Below are 13,414 nucleotides of genomic sequence, written 5' to 3'. Positions count from 1 at the left end.
GGTGGACGCCGTACGCACGCGGATGAGCCCGGTACGCACGCGGGTGGACCCGGTACGCACGCAGGTGGACCCGGTATGAAGGTGAGTGACGTCCTCCGCGCCCCGGAGGCGAGCCGGTCCAACGCCCTGCACGCCGGCGCGTGGTGGGTGTGGGCGCTCGGCCTGGCCGTCGCCGCCTCCCGCACGACGAACCCCCTCCTCCTCGGCCTCCTCGTAGGGGTCGCGGGCTATGTCGTGGCGGCCCGGCGTACGGACGCGCCCTGGGCGCGCTCGTACGGCGCGTTCGTGAAGCTGGGCCTGTTCGTCGTCTTCCTGCGGGTCGTCTTCTCGCTGCTGCTCGGCTCCCCGATCCCGGGGACGCACGTGCTGTTCACGCTGCCCGAGGTGCCGCTGCCCGAGTGGGCGCAGGGGGTACGGATCGGGGGGCGGGTGACGGCCGAACAGCTGGTGTTCGCGCTGTACGACGGCGCGAAGCTGGCGACCCTGCTGATCTGCGTGGGCGCGGCGAACTCGCTCGCCAACCCGGCGCGGCTGCTCAAGTCTCTGCCGGGCGCGCTGTACGAGGCCGGGGTCGCCGTCGTCGTGGCGATGACCTTCGCGCCGAACATGGTCGCGGACGTGGTGCGGCTGCGTACCGCCCGCCGCCTGCGCGGCCGCCCCACGGGCGGGGTGCGGGCCGTGCTCCAGATCGGACTGCCGGTCCTGGAGGGAGCACTGGAGCGGTCGATCGCGGTCGCGGCGTCGATGGACGCGCGCGGGTACGGGCGGACGGCGCAGGTCCCGGCCTCGGTACGCCGCACCACGAACGTCCTGACCCTGGGCGGACTGCTCGGAATCTGCGCCGGTTCGTACGGGCTCCTCGCGGCGGAGGGCGCGGGATACGGGCTGCCGCTGCTCGGCGCCGGGCTGCTCGCGGCCATGGCGGGGCTGCGGCTCGGCGGACGCCGGACGGTCCGCACCCGGTACCGGCCGGACCACTGGGGGGTGCGGGCCTGGCTGGTCGCGGGGTCCGGGGTGGCGGTGGCGGTCCTGATGATCTGGGCGAACACGTACGCGCCGGAGGCACTGCACCCCGGGGTCGTACCGCTGGAGGCTCCGGAGCTGCCGCTCTGGCCTGCGGTGTCGACCCTGGTGGGCCTGGTGCCGGCATTCGTGGCCCCCGTACCCGCAACAGCTCCCGCTGCGAAGGAGAAGGCGTGATCCGCTTCGAGAACGTCTCGGTGACCTACGAGGAGGATGCCGAGCCGACCCTGCGGGGCGTGAACCTGACCGTCCCCGAGGGCGAGCTCGTCCTGCTCGTCGGCCCTTCGGGCGTCGGCAAGTCGACCCTCCTCGGCGCGGTCTCCGGCCTCGTCCCCCACTTCACCGGCGGCACCCTGACCGGCCGGGTCACGGTCGACGGCCGCGACACCCGCACGCATCCGCCGCGCGAGCTGGCGGATCTGGTGGGCACGGTCGGCCAGGACCCTTCCGCGCACTTCGTCACCGACACGGTCGAGGACGAGCTGGCGTACGGCATGGAGTCCCTGGGCCTCGCGCCGGGCGTCATGCGGCGCCGGGTCGAGGAGACTCTGGACCTGCTCGGCCTCGCGGAACTCCGCGACCGTCCGATCACGACGCTCTCCGGTGGCCAGCGCCAGCGGGTCGCGATCGGCTCGGTCCTGACCCCGCACCCGAAGGTCCTGGTCCTGGACGAGCCGACGTCGGCGCTGGACCCGTCGGCGGCGGAGGACGTCCTGGCGGTCCTGCAACGACTGGTGCACGACCTGGGCACGACGGTACTGCTCGCGGAGCACCGCCTGGAGCGGGTGGTGCAGTACGCGGACCAGGTGCTGATGCTGCCGGAGGGCGTGATGGGCGCCCCCGCCGAGATCATGGCCGTCTCACCGGTGCATCCGCCGGTGGTGGGGCTGGGGAGGCTGGCGGGCTGGGATCCGCTGCCGCTCACGGTCCGGGATGCGCGACGGAGGTCCGGCGAGATGAAGGTGCGGCTGGAGGGGCGGGCCCCTGCGGGGCCGGCTGGATTCTCAGCCCGTCCGGCGTTTGAGGACCGGGGTTCGGGGCGGAGCCCCGGTTTCGGGAAGGTGCGGGGTGGGGGACTCAACCTGTTCAAGCGGCGCCGTACCCCATCCGCACCCGCCACCCCCACCACGACCCCCCTCGTCCTCGCCGACCGCCTCGCCGTCCGCCGCGGCCGCGTCGAGGCGCTCCGTCGCATCGACCTCCAGGTCCGGGCCGGCGAGACCCTCGCCCTCATGGGCCGCAACGGCGCCGGCAAATCCACCCTCCTGTCCACCCTCGTCGGCATGATCGCCCCGACCTCCGGCACCGTCCGCGTCGCGGGCCGGACCCCGCACACCACCAGCCCCCGCGAGCTGATCCGCCAGGTCGGCCTGGTTCCGCAGGAGCCGCGGGACCTGCTGTACGCGGACACCGTCGCCGCCGAGTGCGCGGCGGCCGACGGGGACGCGGGCGCCGCTCCCGGGACCTGCCGGGCGCTGGTGTCCGAGCTGCTGCCGGGCGTCGCGGACGACACCCACCCCCGGGACCTGTCGGAGGGGCAGCGGCTGGCGCTCGCGCTCGCCGTCGTCCTGACCGGCCGCCCGCCCCTGCTCCTCCTGGACGAGCCGACCCGCGGACTGGACTACGCGGCGAAGGCCCGTCTGGTCGCCCATCTCCGTGCCCTCGCCGCCGACGGACACGCGATCGTGCTCGCGACGCACGACGTGGAGCTGGCGGCCGAGCTGGCGCACCGGGTGGTGATCATCGCCGACGGCGAGGTGGTGGCGGACGGGCCGACGGCCGAGGTGGTCGTCTCCTCCCCCGCGTTCTCGCCGCAGGTGGCGAAGATCCTGGCCCCGCAGCCGTGGCTCACGGTCGAGCAGGTGGAGGCGGCTCTGTGAGTACCCGCCCGGTACGTGCGGTCCGGTTGGGGCCACGCTCCGTCACCGCCCTCGCCCTCGTCTCCCTCATCGGGCTGTTCGCCTTCTGCTGGCCCCTCTTCGCGGCCGCCGGCTCCGCCGTGACCTCGCACGCCGGGGACGCGCCGTGGCTGTTCGCGGCGCTGCTGCCGCTCCTCGTCGCGGTGGTCGTGGCGACGATCGCGGACTGCGGGATGGACGCGAAGGCGGTGGCGATGCTGGGCGTGCTGGCCGCCGTCGGCGCGGCCCTGCGGCCGCTGGGCGCGGGGACGGCCGGTCTGGAGCCGATGTTCTTCCTGATGGTGCTGAGCGGTCGGGTCCTCGGGCCGGGCTTCGGTTTCGTCCTCGGCGCGGTGACGATGTTCGCGTCGGCCCTGCTCACGGGCGGGGTGGGGCCCTGGATGCCGTTCCAGATGCTGTCGATGGGCTGGTTCACGATGGGCGCCGGGCTGCTGCCGGGGCCGAGCCTGCTGCGGGGCCGGGGCGAGCTGCTGATGCTCTCGGTGTACGGGTTCGTGGCGGCGTTCGCGTACGGCACGATCATGAATCTGCAGGGCTGGGTGCTGCTCCAGGGCCTGAGCAGCGGGATCTCGTTCCAGCCGGGCGCCCCGCTCGACGAGAACCTGGTCCGCTTCCTCGCCTACGTCACCGCCACCTCCCTCGGCTGGGACCTGGGGCGGGCCGTTCTCACCGTCGTCCTCACCCTCACCATCGGCGGCACGCTCCTGAAGGCGCTGCGGCGGGCGACCCGGCGGGCGAACTTCGAGGCCCAGGTCACATTCGGGGGTCCCGAGGAGCCCTCCCCGGGTGAGCCGCCCCACAGGACCTACGTCACGTACGAGCCGGAATAGTAGTCGGACGGTACCCGGCCAAACCGCCCACAACAGGGCATGACCTGCGGAAACACCTCACACCCACCCCCCGGGACCTTCCTCCGGGGTCCGAACCTTCCTCGTACAGGGGGTCGTTGCATCGGCGTTCCAGCCCTGCTTGTCTGGTGGACGTCGCCAGGCAGCCGGTGCTCACCGCAGCGCCTCGGACGGCCGGTTCCCCCAGTTCCCGGGTTCCCCGGGCCCTGGTTCCGGCTTGCCGAAATCGCCTGACGCAGCCCTTGTTCCCGAAGTTAGGTAGAGACCTTGATCCGCTCGATCACCACTCGTGTCGCCGCCCGCAAGAAGACCTTCGCCGCCTCCGCAGCCGTGCTGCTGGGTGCGTCGGGTGCGGTGCTCGGCACGACCGGCGCCGCCTCGGCCGCCAGCCCGCAGGATGTCGCCCGGCAGATCGTCCCGGCTTCGCAGTACGCCTCCTTCAGCAAGATCGTTACGCACGAGTCCGGCTGGAACCCCAAGGCCACCAACTCCTCCAGCGGCGCCTACGGCCTCGTCCAGGCCCTCCCGGCCTCGAAGATGTCCTCGGCCGGTTCCGACTGGAAGACGAACCCCGCCACCCAGATCAAGTGGGGTCTCAACTACATGAACGAGCGCTACGGCTCCCCGAACGCCGCTTGGGCGTTCTGGCAGGCCAACGGCTGGTACTAAGAGTCACCGCCGCACCCTGCGCACCCGCAAGGCCCCGCCTCCCTTCCAGGGAGGGCGGGGCCTGCGGCGTTTCCCGGGGCCGGGGCCTTCCCGTACCCGTCTCGCGGTCCCGCCCCCGCGGATTCCTACAGCCGCTGAATGATCGTCCCGGTCGCCACCGCCCCGCCCGCGCACATCGTGATCAGGGCGAATTCCTTGTCCGAGCGCTCCAGCTCGTGCAGCGCCGTGGCGATGAGCCGCGCCCCCGTCGCCCCCACCGGGTGACCGAGGGCGATGGCGCCACCGTTGACGTTGACCTTCACAAGACCGTCCAAGTCCCGGTCGAAGACCTGCGCCCAGCTCAGCACCACCGAGGCGAAGGCCTCGTTGATCTCGACGAGGTCGATGTCCCGGAGCGACATCCCCGCCTTGCCGAGGACGGCGCGCGTGGCGTCGATCGGTCCGTCGAGGTGGAAGTGCGGGTCGGCGCCGACCAGGGCCTGGGCGACGATCCGGGCGCGGGGCTTCAGTTTGAGGGCGCGGGCCATGCGCTTGGAGGCCCACATGATCGCGGCGGCGCCGTCGGAGATCTGGGAGGAGTTCCCGGCGGTGTGGACGGCGGTCGGCATGACGGGCTTGAGACGGGCGAGGCCCTCCATGGTGGTGTCGCGCAGGCCCTCGTCGCGGTCGACGAGCCGCCACATGCCCTGCCCGGCGGCCTGCTCCTCCTCGGTCGTGGGGACCTGGACGGCGAAGGTCTCGCGCTTGAACCGCTCCTCGGACCAGGCGTTCGCGGCGCGTTCCTGGGAGAGCAGGCCGAGGGAGTCGACGCGTTCGCGGGTGAGGCCGCGGTGGCGGGCGATGCGCTCGGCGGCCTCGAACTGGTTGGGCAGGTCGACGTTCCACTCGTCGGGGAAGGGCTTGCCGGGGCCGTGCTTGGACCCGGAGCCGAGCGGAACGCGGGACATGGCCTCGACACCGCAGCTGATCCCGATGTCGATGACGCCGGCCGCGACCATGTTGGCGACCATGTGGCTCGCCTGCTGCGAGGAGCCGCACTGACAGTCGACGGTGGTGGCGGCCGTCTCGTAGGGAAGGCCCATGGTGAGCCAGGCCGTGCGGGCCGGGTTCATGGACTGCTCGCCGGCGTGGGTGACCGTACCGCCGACGATCTGCTCGACGCAGTCGGCGTGGATGCCGGTGCGCCCGAGGAGTTCGCGGTAGGTCTCACCCAGGAGGTAGGCGGGATGGAGGTTGGCGAGCGCGCCTCCGCGCTTGCCGATGGGGGTGCGTACGGCTTCGACGATGACGGGTTCCGCGGCCATGAGCTCGTCCTCTCCTCGACCGGACGGGGCGTCCCGGCAGCCCGTCGGTCGGCGTCACGGGGGAACTAGTACGCGTTCTAGTTCTGAGTGCAGTCTTATGACTGCTACCGCGGGTACGCAAGGGTCCGGGAGGCAACACTTCCCGTTCCGACCCTTGCTACTTGTAGAACTCGTTACTAACTTTCCCGGCAACTCCTGACGGCCCATCAGATCCCCTCATCAGAATCCCTCAGATGTGGAGTGTGTTGCCGATGCCCTGCCCCCACCTTCCCGAGGGGTTCGACGCCACCGACCCCGATCTGCTCCGCGACCGCGTCCCCTTCCCGGAGTTCACCCGGCTGCGGCAGACCGCACCCGTCTGGTGGTGCCCCCAGCAGCCCGGCGTCACGGGCTTCGCGGACGGCGGGTACTGGACCGTCACGCGCCACGCGGACGTCAAGTACGTCTCCACACACCCCGAGTTGTTCTCCTCGAACGAGAACACGGCCGTCATCCGCTTCAACGAGCACATCACCCGGGACCAGATCGAGGTCCAGAAACTGATCATGCTCAACATGGACCCGCCCGAGCACACCCGGGTCCGCCAGATCGTCCAGCGCGGCTTCACCCCGCGGGCGATCCGGAACCTGGAGACGGCCCTGCGCGACCGCGCCCACGCCATCGTCGACGAGGCCAGGCGCGCCGCGGACGCCGACGGCACCTTCGACTTCGTCACCCGGGTCGCCGTCGAACTCCCCCTCCAGGCCATCGCCGAACTCATCGGCGTCCCCCAGGAGGACCGTTCCCGGATCTTCGACTGGTCGAACAAGATGGTCGCGTACGACGACCCCGAGTACGCCATCACCGAGGAGATCGGCGCCGAGGCCGCCATGGAACTCATCGGCTACTCGATGAACATGGCCGCCGCCCGCAAGGAGTGCCCCGCCGCCGACATCGTCAGCCGGCTCGTCGCCGCCGAGGGCGAGGGCAACCTCTCCTCCGACGAGTTCGGCTTCTTCGTGCTGCTGCTCGCCGTCGCCGGCAACGAGACCACTCGCAACGCCATCAGCCACGGCATGCACGCCTTCCTCACCCACCCCGACCAATGGGAACTCTTCAAGCGGGAACGGCCGGCGACCGCCGCCGAGGAGATCGTGCGCTGGGCGACCCCCGTCGTCTCCTTCCAGCGGACCGCCACCCAGGACACCGAGATCGGCGGGCAGAAGATCGCCAAGGGCGACCGCGTCGGCCTCTTCTACTCCTCCGCCAACAACGACCCCGAGGTCTTCACCGACCCCGAACGCTTCGACATCACCCGCGATCCGAACCCGCACCTCGGCTTCGGTGGCGGCGGACCCCACTTCTGCCTGGGCAAGTCCCTCGCCATCAAGGAGATCGAGCTGATCTTCAACGCCGTCGCGGACGCCCTGCCCGACCTGACCCTCGCCGGCGAACCCCGCCGACTGCGGGCGGCCTGGCTGAACGGAGTGAAGGAACTCCGGGTCCGCGCCGGGGCCTGAGCGCGCGGAGCGGGGCGGGACGGAAGCGGAACCGGCGCCTCAGGGACGGAACCGGAGGGGCACCCGGCACGTCCCACCCCGCATGCGGGGGACACACAGAATTCTGACCACCATCGTCGCGCTGCTCGCGCTCCAGCTCGGCTCGCTCGTCGCACCGGCGTACGCCTGCGGCTGCGGCGCCATGATCCCGACCAAGGACCAGCGCATCGGCGTCGACCGCGAGGAGTCGGCCGTCCACTGGGACGGACGGACCGAGACCGTCGTCATGCGCTTCAACGTCCACGGCGACGCCGAGCACGCCGCCTGGATCATGCCCGTGCCGAGCCGCGCCGGCGTCACCCTCGGCGACCCCGAGCTCTTCGACTCGCTCGACCGGCTCACCGAGCCCGAGCAGCGCGAGCGCACCTACTTCTGGCCGCGCGCGGGCGACTGGCCCTTCGACACCGACTACGGAGACGGGGCCGGGGCTCCGCCGCCCGGCGCGGGCGGCGTCGGCGTCGTCGGCCGCGAACGGCTCGGCCCCTTCGACGTCGCCCGGCTGACCGCCACCGACCCGGACGCCCTCGGCGACTGGCTGCGGACGAACGGCTTCGAGCTGCCCGAACGGCTGACCGGCGCCCTCCAGCCGTACGTGGAACGACGGTGGGAGTACGTCGCCGTCCGCCTCGCACCAGCCCAGAAGGACGCCGTCCTCCAGGGCGAGCTGACCCCGCTGCGCATCTCCTTCGCCTCCCCCGAACTCGTCTACCCGATGCGTCTGTCGCGGCTCGCGAAGACCTCCCAGAGCCTCGGCCTCTACATCCTCGCCGAGCACCGGATGGAGCCCCGCTCCCCCATCGGCGGCGACGCCCCCGAGGTCACCTTCGCCGGCCGGATCGAGCCCGAGGGCCCCGTCGTCGGACTCGCCGGGAATCAGCCGGTCCGACTCACCGTCCTGGAGCAGGAGTTCCCCCACCCGGAGCGGATCGACGACGACCACCACCTGCGGGCCGTCGCCGACACCCCGTACCGCAGGGTCGAGTACACCGACCGGCTGCTCACGGTGGGCGACGGAATCCCCGTATGGCTGCTGACCGCGGGCGGCGGTCTGCTCCTCGCCGCCCTCGCGACGCTCCTGGTCGTACGGGCGACAAGGCGCCGCCCGGCGGCCGGCGCCGGTGTACGTTCGGCCGCATGACGAACCCTCAGTGGAACGCAGTCGACGCCTACTTCACCGAGACGATCGCCCCCGCCGACGAGGCGCTGACCGCCGCGCTCAGCGCCTCCGCGGCGGCCGGGCTGCCCGAGATCGCCGTCGCCCCCAACCAGGGCAAGCTCCTCCACCTGCTCGCCCGGATGCAGGGCGCCCGCAACATCCTGGAGATCGGCACGCTCGGCGGCTACAGCACGATCTGGCTGGCCCGCGCCCTGCCCACCGACGGCCGGCTCATCACCCTCGAATACGACCCGGCCCACGCGGACGTCGCCCGCGCCAACCTCGCCCGCGCCGGCCTGGACAAGATCGTCGAGGTCCGCACCGGGGCGGCCCTGGACAGCCTGCCGCAGCTGGAGGCGGAGGGCGCGGGCCCGTTCGACCTGGTCTTCATCGACGCCGACAAGGTCAACAACCCGCGCTATGTGGAGTGGGCCCTCAAGCTCTCCCGCCCCGGCACGGTGATCGTCGTCGACAACGTGGTGCGGGGCGGCAGGATCACCACCCCCGACCCGGACGACCCGGCGATCACCGGCACCCGCGCACTCTTCGACCTCGTCGCCGCGGAACCACGCCTGGACGCGACGGCGATCCAGACGGTCGGCACCAAGGGCTACGACGGCCTGCTGCTCGCCCGCGTGATGGGTTAGACCCCCGCAGCGCAGGTGTCTCCCTCCCCTGCGGCACGTAGGGAAGGGAGACACCTGCGGGGCACGTCAGACGAGGCCTGCCAGCAGTTCCGCGAAGAGCGCGGGCCGGCTGAAGTAGCCGACGTGCGAGGTGTCCAGGGTGTGCACGTCGAAGGGGTTGCCCGGCGTCAGCTCGTCGGCCTTGCGGATCATGTGGTCCTGCACCGGCGGGGTGATGCTCGCGTCCCCGGAGAGCCGGACGTAGGTGTGCGGGACCCGGCCCCAGCGCTCCGCCGTGACCAGCGCCCCCGGCTCCAGCACCCCGTGGTTCTCGTCCGGGTCCAGGGTGTCGAGCAGCGCTCCGAACGTGCGGTCGGTGGAGTCGGCCATGACGGCGGCCTTCAGCTCGGCGAACACCGCGGGATCGGCATGGGCCGCCCGCCAGTTCAGCCGGACCACCCCCGGATCGACGGACTCGCCCGTGAGCGGCACGGCGATCCGCGCCACCGCCGCGTCAAGCAGGTTCTCGTCGACCACGTCCCACGCCCCGGTGAGCATCGCCGGGTCGGCGAGGCAGAACGCGGAGAGGTAGACCACCCGGTCCACCAGGTCCGGCACGGCGTCGGCGACGGCGCTGATCGTCAGACCGCCGAGGCTGTTGCCGACCAGCACGACCGGCCCCAGCGGGGTCAGCCGCCGCAGGACGTCCGTCACGTGCCGCACGTTGTCCCGCAGCGTGACGCCGCTCATCGGGGACGGGGCCGCGGCGAGCGCCGTCAGGTCCTGGGGCTGCCGGTAGTAGGCGGCGGGCCCCTCGGCCCGGTCGCCGTGCCCGGGCAGATCGACGGCGTACGAACGGTGTCCGAGCAGCGCCAGCTCGTTCTGCAGCGGGCCCCAGGCCCGTGCGTTGCTGGAGCCGCCGTGAACGCATACGAAAGTGGGGCGCGAGTGTGCGCGCATGGTGGGATTCCTCGTCATCAGGAGGCGAACGGTGGACGCGGGTCCGGGTGCCGGGACAGGCCGGCACCGCGGTCAGCACCCCGAACGGGTGCGGATCGCCTGCCAGTTGTGGATGACGGAACACATACGGGCGACCCTAACAGAACGGAGCGTCTCGCGACCGTGCGATGGCCTACGGGGCTCCGGCGCCGGCCCCGCCCGGTGCGCTCCGGCACCAGCCCGCGAAGAGCGGCAGCTCGCCGGACGCGTCGAGGACGACCACGCCGAAGGGCCGGTCGAAGGCGACCCGCTCCACGACCTCGTGCCGGGCCGGCGCCGCGCTGCGGGTCATCGTCACCCGGGTCACGGCGGCCGCCTCGACACCCTCCTCCGCGACCTCGACCAGCGCCTCCTGCACCACCTTGGAGACGAGGAGGCCGGCCGGGGACAGACCCGAGAAGTCGGCCCCGGGCCGCAGCGCCCGGCTGATGCCGAGCGACGCCAGGTGGGCCTCGGCCTCGGTCTTCGTACGGAGGGTGAAGCGCGGCAGCCAGAGGTCGGCCGCGTCCGCGGCGAGCCGCTCCCGCGCCGCGGGCCCGGCCCAGGCGGCGGGCAGCACGTCGGCCGGCCCGGCGCCGGGCCGGCCGAGGGCGAACCGCACCCGGGCGGCCTCCTCGCCCGCGCACGGCAGCTCGACGACGGTGACCCCGTCCACGGACCAGACCCGATCGCCCGGAATCCGCTGCCGCATGGTCGGTACGGGCCGGGTGGCGCCGGAGCCGTCGGTGAAGGGCTCGTCACGGGTGAGGCGCGCGGGGAAGGCGGTCAGCCAGGAGGCCTTCAGGGCGAGGGCGTTGACCAGGACCAGGTCCTCGGAGCCGTCGAGGCCGAGCGGCAGCCGCTGGACGCGCCCGCCGGTCGCTGTCCGTATCCAGTCGTCGAGTTCGTCCTGGGCGACGGCCGGAACCTCCCCCAGGGACATGTCGTCCGTCGCCCCGAACACCTCGTCGGGCAGCTCGAACCAGGCCGGCGCTCCGCGCAGCACCCCGAACTCCACATCCGGCAGGCCACGCCGGAAGGCGTCGAACACCGGCACCCTGCTCCACACGCCGGCCGCAGACGCGACCCCGTCCGTCCCCGCGAGCCGCCGCCCGGCGGCGGTCACCGCCCCGGCGGCCGCCTCCCCGTCGACCCCGAGCAGCCCCCGCAGCTCCTCGGCGGTCCGCCCGCGCGCGCCGGAGGCCACGGCGGCAAGAGCGAGCCACAGCCCCACCGGGGAACAGACGAAGTCGTCCTCGCCCAGACAGCGCAACCAGCGGGCCGCCAGGGCCCGTACCGCGTCCGCCTCGAAGGCGGTGGGACCGGGAGTCATATCCTGCCCTTCATGAGCATCGTGAAGATCAACGTCCTGACCGTGCCGGCCGAGCAGCGTGAGGTCCTGGAGCAGCGCTTCGCCTCCCGGGCCGGGGCCGTGGAGGGGTCCGACGGTTTCGAGTGGTTCGAGCTGCTGCGCCCCGTCGAGGGCACCGACCAGTACCTGGTGTACACGCGCTGGCGCAGCGAGGAGGACTTCCAGGCCTGGATGAACGGTTCCATGAAGGCCGCGCACGGGGGCGGCGGCGCGGGTGGCGCCGAGGGCGGCGAGCGGCCCAGGCCCGCCGCGTCCGGCTCCACCCTCTGGTCCTTCGAGGTCGTCCAGCAGGCGTCCCCGAAGAGCTGACCCCGCGCCTGCCCCTCCGGCCGGGCATCCGGAGAAATCGAGCTGCGTCCCAGGTCGTGCGCGCCGCACAATGGCGCTCATGACCTGGACCTTCTCCCCCGAGCGCGTCGGCGCCCCGGACGCCACCGCCCTGCGCCGCGACTACTACGACGACGTCGCGAGCCGCTACTGGAAGCGCCCCGCGACGCGGGCGGAGATCGACGAGGGACTGACCAACGACGGGGTCGAGCTGCTGACCCCGCCGACCGGGCAGTTCCTGGTCGCGCGGTACGAGGGCAAGCCCGCGGGCTGCGGCGGGGTGCTCCTCCTCGACGAGGACCGCGCCGAACTGACCCGCGTCTTCCTGCGTCACGCCTTCCGCGGCCTGGGCGGGGCGGGCGGGCTCCTCGGCACGCTGGAGGACGCGGCGCGCGAGCTCGGCGCCCGCCGGATGGTCCTGAACACTCGCCTCGACCTGGTCGAGGCGCGCGCCCTGTACACCCGGCACGGGTACGACGAGATCCCGGCGTACTGCACGGGCCCGTACATGGACATCTGGTACGGCAAGGACCTCTGAGGGGCCCGCCCCGGGGCCGACGGGGGCCCGGCCGGCGGCTCTGGACTGCGGATCCGGACTGCGGATCCGGACTGCGGATCCGGACTGCGGATCCGGTCAGCGGCTCCGGCCGTCGGCGCCGGCCGTCGGCTCCGGCCGTCGGCTCCGGTCGTCGGCTCCGGCCGTCGGCTCCGGTCGTCGGCTCCGGTCAGCGGCTCCAGACGACGACGTCGAAGATGCCTCGCGTGTCGGACGCCTGACCGGCCAGTTCCTTGACGGTCAGGCGGGCGAGGCGGCCGTCGTTCGTCGCGGCGCAGACGACCATGCCGGTCTTCAGCTCCGTCTCCGTCGAGGTGCCCAGGGTGTCGATGTCCCGCGCGCAGTCCTCGTACGAGGGCGTCTTGTTCGTCGAGTCCTTCCACACCAGCGCCTTGACCTCGTCCCCGGGCTGCAGCATGATGCCGCCGAACGGGTAGACGGAGAAGTCGTTCTCCGCACGGATCTCGGACTCCGCGGGCGGCACCGAGTCGAGGTCCTTGTCCTCCGCGTACGCGATCACCAGGGGTCCCTGCCACTCGACCGTGCCGGCCGGCTTCGCGGGCGGGGCCGCGGAGGTCGGCGTCGCCGGAGGCGTCGAGGTCTCCTCGCTCGTCGAGGTCTCCTGGCTCGTCGTGGGCTCCGGGCTCTGCGAGGAGTCCACGGAGGAGTCCTCGCCGCTCCCGCCCTCCGCCCCGGACGGGCCGGTCGAGCTCGTCACCGGGGTCTGCGCCTGCGGCGGCGGGGAGTCGCCCTCGTTGTTGGCGCTCACCAGATACGTGCCGACGACGCCGATCAGCGCCGCCGCCAGCGTGGCCGCCGCGCCGATCCAGGCGCCCCGGTGCGAGGACGATCGCGCCACGACGATCGGCGCCGGACCGCCGTATCCACCGCCGTACCCGCCTCCGTAGCCGCCTCCGTACCCGTCGTGTCCGCCGTTCGGCGGTCCGGCCGGCGGGTGCGCCGGCGGGGTCGGCCAGCCCTGGCCCTGACGTGGTTCTTCGCTGTTCATCCTGCCCGCTCCCCCTGTGATGCGATCTTGGAGGGGACAGCGTACTGAGGGGATTTGAGTGACTGTCATACAGGGCGTACGGCCGTGCA

13 protein-coding genes are annotated in these 13,414 nt (G+C 72.6%); 9 read left to right on the top strand and 4 right to left on the bottom strand.

From position 1 onward, the window contains the following. Positions 1 to 75: 75 nt before the first annotated feature. From E0F75_RS34550 to E0F75_RS34535, 4 genes are all read left to right on the top strand, one after another. Positions 76 to 1,200, top strand: a complete 1,125-nt coding sequence (locus E0F75_RS34550; protein ID WP_229314929.1) for an energy-coupling factor transporter transmembrane component T — start codon at positions 76 to 78, stop codon at positions 1,198 to 1,200. Next, the gene (locus E0F75_RS34545; protein WP_229314928.1) at positions 1,197 to 2,903 is read left to right on the top strand and encodes an ABC transporter ATP-binding protein; all 1,707 of its coding nucleotides are present in this window, start codon (positions 1,197 to 1,199) and stop codon (positions 2,901 to 2,903) included. Before E0F75_RS34550 ends, E0F75_RS34545 begins: the two co-directional genes overlap by 4 nt. Next, on the top strand, positions 2,900 to 3,772 hold the full coding sequence (locus E0F75_RS34540) for an ECF transporter S component (protein ID WP_229314927.1): 873 nt from the start codon (positions 2,900 to 2,902) through the stop codon (positions 3,770 to 3,772). The genes E0F75_RS34545 and E0F75_RS34540 overlap by 4 nt, the downstream gene beginning before the upstream one ends. Before the next feature lie 285 nt (positions 3,773 to 4,057). Next, positions 4,058 to 4,459 carry a transglycosylase SLT domain-containing protein gene (locus E0F75_RS34535; protein WP_229314926.1) on the top strand — a complete coding sequence of 134 codons (402 nt, stop codon included), beginning with the start codon at positions 4,058 to 4,060 and terminating at the stop codon, positions 4,457 to 4,459. Between the two features lie 125 nt (positions 4,460 to 4,584). On the opposite strand, the gene E0F75_RS34530 is transcribed toward E0F75_RS34535, so the two are convergent. Next, positions 4,585 to 5,763 carry a steroid 3-ketoacyl-CoA thiolase gene (locus tag E0F75_RS34530; RefSeq protein ID WP_229314925.1) on the bottom strand — a complete coding sequence of 393 codons (1,179 nt, stop codon included), beginning with the start codon at positions 5,761 to 5,763 and terminating at the stop codon, positions 4,585 to 4,587. Between the two features lie 251 nt (positions 5,764 to 6,014). Between E0F75_RS34530 and E0F75_RS34525 the strand changes: the two genes are divergently transcribed. The 3 genes from E0F75_RS34525 to E0F75_RS34515 all read left to right on the top strand — a co-directional run bounded on the left by E0F75_RS34525 (position 6,015) and on the right by E0F75_RS34515 (position 9,104). Next, positions 6,015 to 7,262, top strand: coding sequence for a cytochrome P450 (locus tag E0F75_RS34525; RefSeq protein ID WP_229314924.1), 1,248 nt, complete (start codon positions 6,015 to 6,017; stop codon positions 7,260 to 7,262). 82 nt (positions 7,263 to 7,344) lie between these two features. Next, on the top strand, positions 7,345 to 8,439 hold the full coding sequence (locus E0F75_RS34520; RefSeq protein WP_229314923.1) for a DUF2330 domain-containing protein: 1,095 nt from the start codon (positions 7,345 to 7,347) through the stop codon (positions 8,437 to 8,439). Next, a complete protein-coding gene (locus tag E0F75_RS34515; protein WP_229314922.1) occupies positions 8,436 to 9,104 on the top strand; it encodes an O-methyltransferase in 669 nt (222 codons plus the stop codon). The genes E0F75_RS34520 and E0F75_RS34515 overlap by 4 nt, the downstream gene beginning before the upstream one ends. A gap of 66 nt (positions 9,105 to 9,170) precedes the next feature. Here E0F75_RS34515 and E0F75_RS34510 read toward each other — a convergent pair whose 3' ends face one another. Next, a complete protein-coding gene (locus E0F75_RS34510; RefSeq protein ID WP_229314921.1) occupies positions 9,171 to 10,043 on the bottom strand; it encodes an alpha/beta hydrolase in 873 nt (290 codons plus the stop codon). A gap of 172 nt (positions 10,044 to 10,215) precedes the next feature. Further along, entirely contained in the window at positions 10,216 to 11,394 is a 1,179-nt protein-coding gene (locus E0F75_RS34505) for a serpin family protein (protein WP_229314920.1), read from the bottom strand. Between the two features lie 12 nt (positions 11,395 to 11,406). Between E0F75_RS34505 and E0F75_RS34500 the strand changes: the two genes are divergently transcribed. Next, on the top strand, positions 11,407 to 11,742 hold the full coding sequence (locus E0F75_RS34500) for an antibiotic biosynthesis monooxygenase (protein ID WP_229314919.1): 336 nt from the start codon (positions 11,407 to 11,409) through the stop codon (positions 11,740 to 11,742). A gap of 70 nt (positions 11,743 to 11,812) precedes the next feature. Beyond that, on the top strand, positions 11,813 to 12,298 hold the full coding sequence (locus E0F75_RS34495) for a GNAT family N-acetyltransferase (RefSeq protein WP_229314918.1): 486 nt from the start codon (positions 11,813 to 11,815) through the stop codon (positions 12,296 to 12,298). A gap of 187 nt (positions 12,299 to 12,485) precedes the next feature. On the opposite strand, the gene E0F75_RS34490 is transcribed toward E0F75_RS34495, so the two are convergent. Continuing rightward, positions 12,486 to 13,325, bottom strand: a complete 840-nt coding sequence (locus E0F75_RS34490; RefSeq protein WP_229314917.1) for a hypothetical protein — start codon at positions 13,323 to 13,325, stop codon at positions 12,486 to 12,488. Positions 13,326 to 13,414 lie beyond the last annotated feature (89 nt).

The organism is Streptomyces sp. CB02980 (assembly GCF_014451325.2).
Lineage (GTDB): Bacteria > Actinomycetota > Actinomycetes > Streptomycetales > Streptomycetaceae > Streptomyces.
The sequence above is the reverse complement of the archived record's forward strand: the minus strand, read 5'-3'. Positions and strand labels throughout refer to the sequence as shown.

Coding starts and splice junctions, on each gene's coding strand:
- E0F75_RS34495 (WP_229314918.1), top strand. CDS start 11,813: ATGGCGCTCATGACCTGGACCTTCTCCCCCGAGCGCGTCGGCGCCCCG.
- E0F75_RS34515 (WP_229314922.1), top strand. CDS start 8,436: ATGACGAACCCTCAGTGGAACGCAGTCGACGCCTACTTCACCGAGACG.
- E0F75_RS34530 (WP_229314925.1), bottom strand. CDS start 5,763: ATGGCCGCGGAACCCGTCATCGTCGAAGCCGTACGCACCCCCATCGGC.
- E0F75_RS34520 (WP_229314923.1), top strand. CDS start 7,345: ATGCGGGGGACACACAGAATTCTGACCACCATCGTCGCGCTGCTCGCG.
- E0F75_RS34510 (WP_229314921.1), bottom strand. CDS start 10,043: ATGCGCGCACACTCGCGCCCCACTTTCGTATGCGTTCACGGCGGCTCC.
- E0F75_RS34525 (WP_229314924.1), top strand. CDS start 6,015: ATGCCCTGCCCCCACCTTCCCGAGGGGTTCGACGCCACCGACCCCGAT.
- E0F75_RS34500 (WP_229314919.1), top strand. CDS start 11,407: ATGAGCATCGTGAAGATCAACGTCCTGACCGTGCCGGCCGAGCAGCGT.
- E0F75_RS34550 (WP_229314929.1), top strand. CDS start 76: ATGAAGGTGAGTGACGTCCTCCGCGCCCCGGAGGCGAGCCGGTCCAAC.
- E0F75_RS34490 (WP_229314917.1), bottom strand. CDS start 13,325: ATGAACAGCGAAGAACCACGTCAGGGCCAGGGCTGGCCGACCCCGCCG.
- E0F75_RS34505 (WP_229314920.1), bottom strand. CDS start 11,394: ATGACTCCCGGTCCCACCGCCTTCGAGGCGGACGCGGTACGGGCCCTG.